We start from the raw sequence: 12,291 nt of genomic DNA, 5'->3' as shown, positions 1-12,291 counted from the left end.
TTTTTAAAGTTTGTAGTCCTTTTTTAACTGTTCTAATGTTTCTAGACTACGAACCGCAAAAGGTGAATCATCTTCAGAAAATGAATTCATTTGAGTTTCTAATGCTAATTTGAGTGAATCTGTGTAATCTGGAATTTCTCCTTCATATTTCTTCACCATTTGCTCTGGAATGTTCGTCTGTTCACGAAAAGCTAAAGCACGTCTTTCGTGGAAAAATGGTACGTCAGCTTGTTTTACGTTATGTAAGTCACCTTGCACCGGATGTTTTAAAACAGCTAATACTTTTACGACGTAACTGCCAGGGCGGCTATTTGTAACCTCGCCAATGTATTTTCCCGTTTTATAAATACCAGTAACGATTTCGCCAATTTCAAATGTTTCTCTCATATTTTTCACCTCAAGTTTATAGTAAGGAAAGTAGGAGAAGGAGTCAAAGAAATCATTCGCTTTCGGAACGCCCCTTGAGAATATGGATAGGTTCAACTATAATTTAAATGTATATAACAGAAAATTCTGATGTTTTTCGAATCCTATAATTAAGGAGTGTTCGTTATGATGCCTTTATACTTTCCGGAAGATAAAACAGAATATATTATTCCAGGGATTGTTTGTGTTCTATTTATTATCGGTGCGATTGCTACGTGGCGTATGTTCGTTCGTGTATCAAAACGAGAAGCAGAGCGATTACAGAAAGTTGAAGAAAAGCTGTTAGCTGAAAAGAAACAGTAACTCATTTTTGTATGTTTCCCTCTATGCTCGGACAATCTAAGGGCAGAATGTATTTTGGAGGGAATAAAATGAAAAAACGGCTTTTTTTCAGTTGTTGTTTACTATTTCTGATGGCAGGTTGTGACCAAGGAAAGCCGAAAGAAATTGAAGTGAAATTACATAATGCTTCAGGTGATGAAGTGGGGACTGCAAAAGTAACTCAGCAAACAAGCGGAGTGAAAATTACGATTAAAGGGGAAGGTTTCGCACCTGGCCCGCACGGACTACATGTACACGAAATTGGAGAGTGTAAAGCACCTCGTTTTGAATCAGCTGGAAATCATTTTAATCCAGATGATAAAAAGCATGGACTACTCAATCCGAAGGGTGCAGAAAACGGTGATTTACCGAACGTAATTGCAGATGGTTCTGGAAAGATTAAAGCAGAAATTGATGCGCCGCATATAACGCTTGAAGAAGGAAAAACGACGATTCATAGAAAAGATGGAGCGTCTATTATTATTACAGAAAACGCTGATGATGGCATGACACAACCGACAGGTAAATCAGGTGATCGAATTGCTTGTGGTGTTATTGTAAAAAAAGCGTCGGATATGAAGAAAAAGTAAAAGCTACCGTGCGCGGTAGCTTTTTTGTGTAGTGTAAGTGAAAATATATCAGCGATTATTGGAATATATCGACTGTAACTTAAAATATATCGGCGATTATTGGAATATATCGACCGTAACTCAAAATATATCGGCGATTTTTAAAATATATCGACTTACCGACAAAAGTTGACAAAGGAGGCTGTCCCAAACAGTCTCCTTTCTTATTATGAAAACGTATGGCGCAGCCTATTTAAAATTTCTTCTAAAACAGACCTTGGACAGCCGATGTTAATTCGAATATGTTCTTCGCCGCCTAATCCGTATTTCTCACCAGGCTCAACAATAATTTTTCCTTTTTCTTCGAGCAATTTAGTGCGCTCATTTTGAGAAAGCTGTAGGCGAGAGCAATCAATCCATAATAAAAAGCTACCTTCTGGCTTCGTTACGGAAAGAGTAGGTATGTGATCTTTCAGATATTTACAAGCAAATTGAGCATTATCTTCTATATATAATCGAATTTCATTTAGCCAATCATTACATTCTGTATAGGCACTTACCATCGCTGTATAGGCAAATGTATTTAATCCGTGGAAGCCTTGTCTATATTGGATAGATGTAAAGGCTTGACGGAGTTTTTCATTTGGAATGATAATAATCGATGCTTGTAATCCAGCGATATTAAATGTTTTACTTGGAGCCATACAAGTTATCGTGCGCGCTGCTAGTTCTTCAGATAAAGAAGCGAACGGTGTATGTGTATGATTTGCATAAATAATATCGGAATGAATTTCATCTGCGACAACGATTACATTATATTTTGTACATAAAGATCCAAGCTTTGTTAATTCCTCTTTCGTCCAAACACGACCTATCGGGTTGTGAGGACTGCAAAGAAGCATAAGTTTGACGCCTTGTTGAAATTGCTTTTCTAAATGCTCGAAGTCTATCGCATATGTATCATTTTGTTTCTGTAATGGACTTACGCATAATTGTCTATTGTTTGTTGTGACCATTTCGAAAAATGGGGGATAAATAGGTGGTTGTACGAGAACGGATTCGTTTTCCTTTGTGAAGGCCTGTATGCTCGTACTAAGAGCTGGAACGATTCCGGCGCTAAAGACAATCCACTCTTTTTGAATATCCCAGTTGTACTGTTTTTTTGTCCAGTTACAAATAATATCGCCAATATTTTCGGGAGGAAGTGTATAGCCGAAAATAGGATGCTCGATACGTTTCTTTAAAGCAGCTTGAATTGGTTGTGGTACTTCAAAATCCATATCAGCAATCCACGCGTGGATAAGTTCTTCGTTTTTATATGTATCCCATTTTGTACTATGAGTTCCACGGCGATTGACTGCTTTATGAAATAGTTGCATAAGTTTGCCCCCTTCTTCTGTAAAACCGTTAAGTTATGAAAGTTCTCTCTCTTCTTATAGAATAGCTGATGTGATAGGATAAAGAAAAGTATTAAAAAGTGAAAAGGCGGGAAGCGAATGGGTACATATGAAAAGATGATAGAGGTTGTGAAGAATTGGGATCCGTTTCAAATGGGACCGGAGTTTTATGAAACAGAAGCGAGCGATGTTGTGAACGTCGCAAGTGTGTTTGATGATTCAAAATACATCGCAAAGAAGATTCAACATATATACTTTATGTCTTTTGAGGAAGTACCTGCGCTTGAAAAATGTGAGAAGTTAGCTGTGGAATTACTTATAATAAAAGAAGGCGGAAGTTGTTCATTGTAGGCTGTCGGAATTTCCGACAGCCTTTTTATATTACTGCGCAGAAAAAGCCATAATTTCTTCATAAACATGTTCCGGTTTTTCTTCAGGTAGTAAATGTCCTGTGTTTTCGTAAGAAATAAATTTCGAATTCGGTAAATCTTTGTGCAGACGATGACCTACATGTACAGGGACGACCCGATCTTTTTCACCCCAAATGAGTAGAGTAGGTGTTTCGATTTTTTGTAATTCAGTTGAAGATAAGTCACCTTCACGATCTCGTATCATACGAGTTAAAGCGGGGAATATACGGTTGTCATAAAAAGGAGCAGAGTAACCTGCCTTCATTTCATCGTCAATTAATGAATGATCATGAACGACATTCATTAAGTTATGAACAATGCCGCGCCGTATAATCCAATTCTTTACGTATAAATGAAAGAACGGTAAATAAGAAGAGTACAGTAAAGGTAAAGTTGCGCGTGCTAAATAGCTAGAGCTACATAGTAAAATTGTCTTTGAAATTAATTCAGGACGTATACGGTTTACGTAAAGTGAAATTTGACCGCCCATAGAATGTCCAACTAGCACAATGTTTGAGAGAGATAAGTGTTCAATTAAATCGATTATAATCGTTGCTAAATTATGATAAGAATACTTAAATAGATGAGACTTATCACTCTTCCCGAACGGTGGTAAATCAAGAGCAATGACTGTTCCTTCTTTCGATAATAAAGGAATAAGACGGCGGTAGCTGAATGAGGAAGATAAAAAGCCGTGAACGAGTACGAAAGTAGGACGTTCTGTTTTATTTTCATGTTCATACAATTCGTAATGAACAGTAGTGCCGCGAGTGGAAAAAGTGAAATAAGGACAAGTAGATTCGTGATTCATTTTTTGTCACTCCATTGATTTTTGTTCATATCATTTCCAAGGCAGAAAAAAATATGTTAACAAAAAAAGGCAAGATGACGATGTCATCTTGCCTTTCGTATATTCAGTATTACCCGCGAACAATATTAGGCGGTGTTTTTCCTTGTAACGCTGCAACTAAATTTTCAGCGGCGGTCATAGCCATTTGTTGCCTAGTTTTTAATGTTGCAGATCCGATATGTGGTAAGGTCACAACATTTTGTAAGGATAAGAGCGGATTGTCTTTTTGAATCGGCTCTTGTGTAAAAGTATCGATGCCTGCTGCAAAGATTTTCTTTTCTGTTAACGCATCGATTAACGCTTCTTCATCTACTGTTTTCCCGCGAGAAGCATTAATGAAGATAGCTGTTTCTTTCATGAATGAAAATTCCTTTTCTCCGATAAGATGGTACGTTTCATCTGTTAATGGAGTAAGAAGAACGATAAAGTCAGACTGCTTTAGAAGCGTCTGTAAATCACAATATGTAGCATCGAATTTTTGTTCAGCTTCTTCTTTTCGGCGACGGTTATAATAAAGAACATCCATATCAAATCCGAATTTCGCTCGTTTTGCAACAGCTTCACCAATTCGGCCCATACCGATAATGCCGATTGTACTATGGTGTACATCTAGCCCAAAGTGCTCTTTTCCAATTTCCGCATTCCATTTACCATTTTTTACGTAGGAGTCGAGTTCACAAACACGACGACCAGCAGATAACATAAGAGCAAAAACGAGGTCAGCTACTGTATCATCTAGTACGTAAGGTGTATTTGTTCCGATGACATTGCGCTTTTCCATCGCTTGTAAATCAAAATTATCGTAACCGACAGAAATGTTGCTTACTACTTTTAAGTTAGGAGCCGCCTCCAATAATTCTTCATTAATAGCAGATCCGAAATTTAATAAACCATCTTTATCTTGTATTTTCTCTAGTAGAACATCACGAGGTACCTTCTCATTTTGCTCCCATTTTTCATAATCACAGTGTTCTGATAAATAGTTTTCTACAAATGTTGGAACTGGTTCAGCAATATAAACTTTTGGTTTCACGATTCCATCCCCTTTCGCTTTATCATGCATTTTTCTACTGAGTAAAGTTTCACTTCACCCCGCTTTAACGAGCAGTAAGACTCCCACCTAAAAAGAGGGTTGAGACAAAGAAGTGAGGTGGGAGATCAACTGCTCGTAAAAGCCCGATTGGAGCGGGCTAATAATCCATGGGGTGAACCTTTCCATGGATTAAAGTTTCACTTTATTTTGACATAATTCACTAAAAAAATCTTCTTTTCAAACTGGAAAGGCTATTTGTATAATTTAGACACAAACGAAAAGGAAGGATGATTTATATGGTGACAGAAAAAGAATTAGAATTATTAGCTTGTCTTGAAAAAAGTAGTCGATTATCTGTAGATACATTAGCGAAGCTGTTAAATATAGAAGTAGAAGAAGTAAAGAAAATGGTTGAAAAATTAGAAGCGGAAAAGATTATCGTGGATTATGTAACACATATCGATTGGACGAAGGTGAAAGAACATACAGGTTTAACGGCAATGATTGATGTGAAAGTTACGCCAAAGCACGGCGTTGGGTTCGATGCGGTTGCTGAGCAAATTTATCGTTATTCAGAAGTGAAATCTGTGTATTTAATGTCAGGGACATATGACCTTTCTATTACATTAGAAGGAAAGACAATGGGAGAAGTGGCGATGTTTGTTTCTGAGAAATTAGCAACAATTGAATCTGTCGTTTCTACGACAACGCATTTTATTTTGAAGAAGTATAAACATGAGGGAATTATTTATGAAAAAAACGATGATGATAAGCGAATTGTGGTGACACCATGAAGCAATTTGAACTATCTAGAGCAGCGGAATCTTTACAACCATCTGGTATTCGAAAGTTTTTCGATTTAGCAGCAAATATGAAAGGTGTTATTTCGCTTGGAGTAGGAGAGCCTGATTTCGTTACACCTTGGAATGTGAGGCAAGCATGTATCCGTTCTTTAGAACAAGGATATACGTCATATACAGCAAATGCAGGATTATTGGAGCTCCGTCAAGAAATAGCAAAGTATCTAAAAAAACAATTTGCAGTTTCTTATGATCCAAACGATGAAATCATTGTTACAGTTGGAGCAAGTCAGGCGTTAGATGTAGCGATGCGCGCCATTATAAATCCTGATGATGAAGTACTCATTATTGAGCCAAGTTTCGTTTCTTATGCCCCGCTTGTGACATTAGCTGGAGGCGTTCCAGTTCCTGTGGCGACTACTTTAGAAAATGAATTTAAAGTACAACCAGAACAAATTGAGGCAGCTATTACAGCGAAGACAAAGGCAATTTTACTTTGTTCACCAAATAACCCAACAGGTGCAATGTTAAACAAGTCCGAGCTTGAAGAAATAGCAGTGATTGTTGAGAAGTACAATTTAATCGTATTATCTGATGAAATTTATGCAGAACTTGTATACGACGAAGCATATACAAGTTTCGCGAGTATTAAAAATATGCGCGAGCATACGATTTTAATTTCGGGATTTTCAAAAGGATTTGCAATGACAGGATGGCGTCTTGGTATGATTGCAGCTCCTGTTCATTTTTCAGAATTAATGCTCAAAATTCACCAATATTCTATGATGTGTGCCCCAACGATGTCTCAGTTCGCAGCACTTGAAGCGTTACGTGCCGGGAATGATGAAGTAATTCGGATGAGAGATAGCTATAAGAAACGCCGTAATTTTATGACGACATCTTTCAATGAAATGGGATTAACGTGTCACGTGCCGGGCGGAGCATTTTATGTCTTTCCTTCAATCTCTTCAACTGGACTATCTTCAGCGGAATTTGCAGAACAGTTATTATTAGAAGAAAAAGTGGCTGTTGTACCTGGAAGTGTATTTGGCGAAAGTGGCGAAGGGTTTATTCGTTGTTCGTATGCAACATCGCTTGAACAGCTTATGGAAGCAATGAAGAGAATGGAACGGTTTATAGAGAATAAAAAAAGGACAAAACACAATACGTTTTGTCCATAAAAGGGGGGGAATACTAGAAAGCCATGTGTTAGTATTCTATCCTAATATTGGAGAATTATACTTACTTAAGGAAATTTTTTCATGAATTTTGAATGAGCTCTGTCATAGTGGTATAATTTACTAATATAAGGTATGCGTATCCTGAGTAGCTTTACTTACGGTACGTATTAACTAATCGGATATTTAACAATAAATCATCTGCTTTGCTATCTACAATTGTAGAGAAAATGGTAAACGTATGGGAGTGTTTCATATGTCAGAACAATATACAACAGGAGTGGTTGTAACAGGGAAAGTGACTGGGATTCAAGATTACGGTGCATTTGTAGCGTTAGATGCAGAAACACAAGGACTTGTGCATATATCTGAAATTACAAATGGATATGTAAAGGATATTCATGACTTTTTAAAAGTCGGCGATACAGTAGAAGTAAAAGTACTTTCAATTGATGAAGAACACAGAAAAATGAGTTTATCGTTAAAAGCGGCGAAAAGAAAACAAGGACGGATTCTTATACCGAATCCATCTAAGGACGGATTTAATACGCTGCGAGAAAAGCTAACAGAATGGATTGAAGAGTCTGAGTTAACAAAGTAAAAGAGGAGCGCATATGAGCGTTCCTCTTTTACTTTTTCTTATGATATATATTTGCAAATATGATTGCATGCAATCATATTCGTATGTCGAAGGTGAGTAAGGACATACTGACTAGCGAATTTCGTTCGTTTCTGGGTGAGTACCAAGATTTTCTGATGGTTTAAAGAGTAAACCAAGATTGATCAGCCCAGAAATACCGACGATGCCGTAAATAATACGTGCAAGAGCTGAGTTTTGTCCACCGAAAATGGCTGCCACTAAGTCAAACTGGAAGAACCCAATTAATCCCCAGTTTACAGCGCCAATTACAGTAAAGACTAATGCGATACGTTGCAAAGTACTCATGAAAAAGCCCCCCTTAATTGTGAAGCATGAGCAAGTGATGAGTTAATTAACTCTTTTATAGAATGGGGTAGTTATGTTGTTTTTATACATAAAAAATGTTCGAAATAGGATGTATATACATCTATACCGAAAAATGCGAATTTTTATGCAAAAAATGAACTTTTTTTAAAAAATATATATTGGTTACGTTTACAAGGGGTGAATCGCTTGATTTACAACTTCAGTTTCGCTAAAGTGAATACAGAAATACATATCCATAATTGGAGGGAAAAAGATGAGTACACATGTAACGTTCGACTATTCTAAAGCGTTATCCTTCATCGGTGAACATGAAATCACTTATTTACGTGATGCAGTGAAAGTAACACATCACGCAATCCACGAAAAAACTGGAGCTGGGAACGATTTCCTTGGGTGGGTAGACCTTCCGCTTCAATATGACAAAGAAGAATTTGCTCGCATTCAAAAATGCGCAGAAAAAATTAAAAATGACTCTGACATTTTACTTGTTGTAGGTATCGGTGGTTCTTACCTAGGAGCACGTGCAGCAATTGAAATGTTAAACCATTCTTTCTACAACACACTTTCTAAAGAACAACGTAAAACTCCACAAGTGCTATTTGTTGGACAAAACATTAGCTCCACTTACATGAAAGATTTAATGGATGTACTAGAAGGTAAAGACTTCTCTATTAACGTTATTTCCAAATCAGGTACAACAACAGAGCCAGCACTAGCATTCCGTATTTTCCGTAAGTTATTAGAAGAAAAGTATGGAAAAGAAGAAGCTCGCAAACGTATTTATGCAACGACAGATAAAGCGCGTGGTGCATTAAAAACATTAGCTGATAATGAAGGTTACGAAACGTTCGTTATTCCAGATGATGTTGGAGGACGTTTCTCTGTATTAACGCCAGTTGGTTTATTGCCAATCGCAGTGAGTGGCTTAAATATTGAAGAGATGATGAAAGGTGCAGCTGCTGGTCGTGAGGACTTCGGTACATCAGAACTAGAAGAAAACCCAGCTTACCAATACGCAGTAGTTCGTAACGCTCTATACAATAAAGGAAAAACAATTGAAATGCTTGTTAACTATGAGCCAGCACTTCAATACTTCGCTGAGTGGTGGAAACAGTTATTTGGTGAAAGTGAAGGAAAAGATCAAAAAGGTATTTTCCCATCTTCAGCAAACTTCTCAACTGACTTACATTCATTAGGTCAATACGTTCAAGAAGGTCGTCGTGACTTATTTGAAACAGTGCTAAAAGTAGGTAAACCTACACATGAACTAACAATCGAATCAGAAGAAAACGATTTAGATGGATTAAATTACCTTGCTGGTGAAACTGTAGACTTCGTAAACACGAAAGCATACGAAGGTACACTACTTGCACATAGCGATGGCGGAGTACCAAACTTAATCGTAAATATTCCTGAATTAAATGAGTACACATTTGGTTACCTTGTATACTTCTTCGAAAAAGCATGTGCGATGAGCGGCTACTTATTAGGCGTAAATCCATTTGACCAACCAGGAGTAGAAGCATACAAGAAAAACATGTTTGCTTTACTTGGTAAACCAGGATTTGAAGAATTAAAAGCAGAATTAGAAGAGCGTTTAAAATAATAAAAAGCGGCCGGATCCGGCCGCTTTTTATTATTTCATCGAAAAGTCCATCAGTATATTCAAACTAGAGTGGGTATGCTAAAGAAAAAGTCTAGGAGGGATGGACTTGATTCCGATTCATTCAAATTTAGAAGGACGTACATATGCGTTATATAAGTTAGAAGAAATAATGAAGCCACTCGGATATAGCATTGGTGGCAATTGGGATTATGATAAAGGATGCTTTGATTATAAAATTGATGAAGAAGATGGCTATCAATTTCTGCGAGTGCCATTTACAGCTATTGATGGAGAACTAGATGTACCAGGCGTAATAGTTCGTCTTGGAACGCCGTATATTCTTTCGCACGTATATCAAGACGAACTAGATGATCATGTAAATACTTTAACAGCTGGAACGAGTGGAATGGATCAATTTGCTGAGCCGAAAGATCCAGATGGAGATGTAAAAAGAAAATATATCAATATTGGGAAAGTGCTCATGCAAGAATTAGAGCGTCATTTTACTAATGGTGAATAACAATGAGTATGTCGCTTTCAATGAGAACAAAGGAATGAACTGGATTAATCATATATTGTTCGTCGCGCTTTATACCTAGTAAGAGAATGTTTTGCTTTAAAAGAGTATAGCTACAATTCGCAAAAGTTTGTCCGGTGCAGGACATAGGAAGCTCCATCAGTTGTAATTTATTATCAGAGATTTCGTCGTAAAGTGAAAATAGTACACCTGAAATGGAAGGGAATAAAAGAGAAGCGGTAAATACATAGCTCGTTAATTTATTTCCTTCTATAATTTCTGACACGCCAGCTCTCGTTGCATTTTGTATTTGTTCAGAAGTAAGAAGTTCAGCGATGCAGTGAATGTTTGGGTTGAGCCCTTTTGCAGTTAAAATATTTAAAATGGACTGTGTATCCGCTAAGCTTTCATTTTTTTCTTTATCGGCTGTTATTAATATGGTGTGTGCCGTTGTAATATTAGCTTTTAATAACGTTTGGTCGTGATGGGGGCACCCCTTTATAAATTCTAAATGATGAAATGGTTTTGGCAGTAAAGAAAGTGTTTCATCAATTAAAACGATATCAAGGTTTGGTTGTAGTACGTGCATTTGTTTTACAACATGTTTTGCTCGTTCATTCCAGCCGACAATAATCATATGACCGTTAGAAGTCGCAGCTTCTTCTCCTTTAATTTTCATATATTGTTTATTAATCATTTCAGTAGCAAACAGCACCATATAATAAGAGCAAAATCCAGTTCCTAATAAAATAATACTCATACCGATAAGTTTCCCGATTAGTGTATGAGGGGCAAAGTCACCATAGCCAACAGTGAAAATTGTAACGATTGACCACCAAATTCCATCAAACCATGTGGTAAAGTGTGATGGTTCTAATCTATGTATAAGAAAGCCGGAAAAAGCAGTAAGTATAACAATAAAGCAAATTAAACGAAAAATAATGGAATCACGAAATGTATCTACTAAATTCGGACGGGATTTCAATTGCCTATTCCTCCTTACTTTGCAGGACTACATTCATTGTTGCCATTATAGAAAAAAGAAAAACTCTCTAATTTAAAAGAGAGTTTGTTTTACGTTATATACTTTCCACTTCAGTTTGTTGAACACTTTCAAGATGCTGGAGAGCATAGTAAACATCAGCAGTATGTCTTTTTTGATCGATACATAATTTAAGGTGCAAATAGTGCGAGCCATTCTCCAATGTTTTAAGCTTCATATTCTTCACTTTTATATCCATTTCTTTTATTTCTTCAATTACAACCGGGATATTGTCCATATTTCGCACAACAAGTTTTACTGCGATATCACGTTGACGAAATGATCTAGGCCCTACAAATTTCATTGTTAATGGTATAAGTTCAACGCTAATCATAAGGAAACACATTCCGAAAATCGCTTCGATATAGAATCCAGCTCCAACAGCAATACCAATACCAGATGCGCCCCAAATCATAGCAGCAGTTGTTAATCCGGCAATACTATCGTTTCCTCTACGTAAAATAACACCGGCACCTAAAAAACCAATCCCTGATACAATTTGAGCGGCAAGTCGAAGTGGGTCCATATTCATATGATCAGTATGTGGTAAATTATAAGCTGCTTTAATAGAAACAATGGTCAGGAGGCAACTAATGATAGAAATAACTAAACACGTTTTTAAACCAAGTGGTTTACGTTTTAATTCGCGCTCTAAACCGATGGCGAACCCTAAAATAGCCGAGAGACCTAGTTTGATTAATAAATCGGTATAGTCCATATATATTCCTCCTTGTATGGTATCGTATATAAATAAAACGTTTATTATAGAAAGAAACGTTTTTGGATAGAGTGACTTTATATAGAATATATGTAGGAATCTCTTAGAAATGAAAGAGATATTTCGTTTAAGTATATGATATTAAAAAAGAAATGTAGTTAATTTAAAAAAAGTTTATAAAAGGTGTTGCATTTCATTTTTCTGCATGATATATTAATAACCGTCGCTGATGCGGAAACGCAGAAAACGACAAAAAAGAAATTGAAAAACTTAGTTGACATCGAAAAACGAAGATGTTAACATAAGGGAGTCGCAAATGAGTGACCAAGTAGTTCTTTGAAAACTGAACGAAACAAACAACGTGAAACGTCAATTTTTATTTTAGATGCTAGACAAACTAACTTTATTGGAGAGTTTGATCCTGGCTCAGGATGAACGCTGGCGGCGTGCCTAATAC

At 36.7% G+C, this 12,291-nt stretch carries 15 protein-coding genes; 8 read left to right on the top strand and 7 right to left on the bottom strand.

Translation table 11 applies throughout. The annotated features are described in order from the left end of the window. Positions 1–3 precede the first annotated feature (3 nt). Complete coding sequence (locus tag ACTFR9_RS15990) at positions 4–387, bottom strand: kinase-associated lipoprotein B (protein WP_001209341.1); 384 nt, start codon at positions 385–387, stop codon at positions 4–6. Positions 388–552: 165 nt separating this feature from the next. Here ACTFR9_RS15990 and ACTFR9_RS15985 point away from each other — a divergent pair, with 165 nt between their 5' ends. Then, on the top strand, positions 553–729 hold the full coding sequence (locus ACTFR9_RS15985) for a hypothetical protein (RefSeq protein ID WP_000982760.1): 177 nt from the start codon (positions 553–555) through the stop codon (positions 727–729). 68 nt (positions 730–797) lie between these two features. After that, a complete protein-coding gene (gene sodC, locus ACTFR9_RS15980; RefSeq protein WP_000746515.1) occupies positions 798–1,337 on the top strand; it encodes a superoxide dismutase [Cu-Zn] in 540 nt (179 codons plus the stop codon). Between the two features lie 206 nt (positions 1,338–1,543). Here the strand turns inward: sodC and ACTFR9_RS15975 are convergent, their stop codons facing one another. Next, complete coding sequence (locus tag ACTFR9_RS15975) at positions 1,544–2,695, bottom strand: MalY/PatB family protein (protein ID WP_001175833.1); 1,152 nt, start codon at positions 2,693–2,695, stop codon at positions 1,544–1,546. Between the two features lie 117 nt (positions 2,696–2,812). Here ACTFR9_RS15975 and ACTFR9_RS15970 point away from each other — a divergent pair, with 117 nt between their 5' ends. Then, a complete protein-coding gene (locus tag ACTFR9_RS15970) occupies positions 2,813–3,064 on the top strand; it encodes a DUF1871 family protein (protein ID WP_000537634.1) in 252 nt (83 codons plus the stop codon). A gap of 30 nt (positions 3,065–3,094) precedes the next feature. Here the strand turns inward: ACTFR9_RS15970 and ACTFR9_RS15965 are convergent, their stop codons facing one another. Next, positions 3,095–3,934 carry an alpha/beta fold hydrolase gene (locus ACTFR9_RS15965; protein ID WP_001015188.1) on the bottom strand — a complete coding sequence of 280 codons (840 nt, stop codon included), beginning with the start codon at positions 3,932–3,934 and terminating at the stop codon, positions 3,095–3,097. Between the two features lie 109 nt (positions 3,935–4,043). Then, on the bottom strand, positions 4,044–5,036 hold the full coding sequence (locus ACTFR9_RS15960; protein WP_000543730.1) for a 2-hydroxyacid dehydrogenase: 993 nt from the start codon (positions 5,034–5,036) through the stop codon (positions 4,044–4,046). Between the two features lie 266 nt (positions 5,037–5,302). Here ACTFR9_RS15960 and ACTFR9_RS15955 point away from each other — a divergent pair, with 266 nt between their 5' ends. The 3 genes from ACTFR9_RS15955 (at position 5,303) to yugI (ending at position 7,585) form a co-directional block, all read left to right on the top strand. Continuing rightward, positions 5,303–5,800, top strand: coding sequence for an Lrp/AsnC family transcriptional regulator (locus ACTFR9_RS15955; RefSeq protein WP_000255699.1), 498 nt, complete (start codon positions 5,303–5,305; stop codon positions 5,798–5,800). Beyond that, positions 5,797–6,987: an aminotransferase gene (locus ACTFR9_RS15950; RefSeq protein ID WP_000808515.1), complete on the top strand. Its 1,191-nt coding sequence runs from the start codon at positions 5,797–5,799 to the stop codon at positions 6,985–6,987. The genes ACTFR9_RS15955 and ACTFR9_RS15950 overlap by 4 nt, the downstream gene beginning before the upstream one ends. Before the next feature lie 253 nt (positions 6,988–7,240). Continuing rightward, entirely contained in the window at positions 7,241–7,585 is a 345-nt protein-coding gene (yugI, locus tag ACTFR9_RS15945) for a S1 domain-containing post-transcriptional regulator GSP13 (RefSeq protein WP_000003767.1), read from the top strand. A gap of 111 nt (positions 7,586–7,696) precedes the next feature. Here the strand turns inward: yugI and ACTFR9_RS15940 are convergent, their stop codons facing one another. Then, positions 7,697–7,930: a DUF378 domain-containing protein gene (locus ACTFR9_RS15940; RefSeq protein WP_000105788.1), complete on the bottom strand. Its 234-nt coding sequence runs from the start codon at positions 7,928–7,930 to the stop codon at positions 7,697–7,699. A gap of 274 nt (positions 7,931–8,204) precedes the next feature. Here ACTFR9_RS15940 and ACTFR9_RS15935 point away from each other — a divergent pair, with 274 nt between their 5' ends. Both ACTFR9_RS15935 and ACTFR9_RS15930 read left to right on the top strand, forming a co-directional pair. Beyond that, positions 8,205–9,557: a glucose-6-phosphate isomerase gene (locus ACTFR9_RS15935; protein ID WP_000103660.1), complete on the top strand. Its 1,353-nt coding sequence runs from the start codon at positions 8,205–8,207 to the stop codon at positions 9,555–9,557. Between the two features lie 106 nt (positions 9,558–9,663). Further along, positions 9,664–10,077, top strand: a complete 414-nt coding sequence (locus ACTFR9_RS15930) for a YugN-like family protein (protein ID WP_000612285.1) — start codon at positions 9,664–9,666, stop codon at positions 10,075–10,077. On the opposite strand, the gene ACTFR9_RS15925 is transcribed toward ACTFR9_RS15930, so the two are convergent. Together ACTFR9_RS15925 and ACTFR9_RS15920 are read right to left on the bottom strand one after the other, a co-directional pair. After that, the gene (locus tag ACTFR9_RS15925) at positions 10,064–11,059 is read right to left on the bottom strand and encodes a potassium channel family protein (protein WP_000842328.1); all 996 of its coding nucleotides are present in this window, start codon (positions 11,057–11,059) and stop codon (positions 10,064–10,066) included. The genes ACTFR9_RS15930 and ACTFR9_RS15925 overlap by 14 nt on opposite strands. A 94-nt stretch (positions 11,060–11,153) precedes the next feature. After that, complete coding sequence (locus tag ACTFR9_RS15920) at positions 11,154–11,834, bottom strand: MgtC/SapB family protein (RefSeq protein ID WP_046198668.1); 681 nt, start codon at positions 11,832–11,834, stop codon at positions 11,154–11,156. Positions 11,835–12,291 lie beyond the last annotated feature (457 nt).

It is taken from the genome of Bacillus cereus group sp. MYBK222-1 (genome assembly GCF_051916425.1).
Classification (GTDB): domain Bacteria; phylum Bacillota; class Bacilli; order Bacillales; family Bacillaceae_G; genus Bacillus_A; species Bacillus_A paranthracis.
This window is presented reverse-complemented; position numbering and strand designations above follow the sequence as displayed.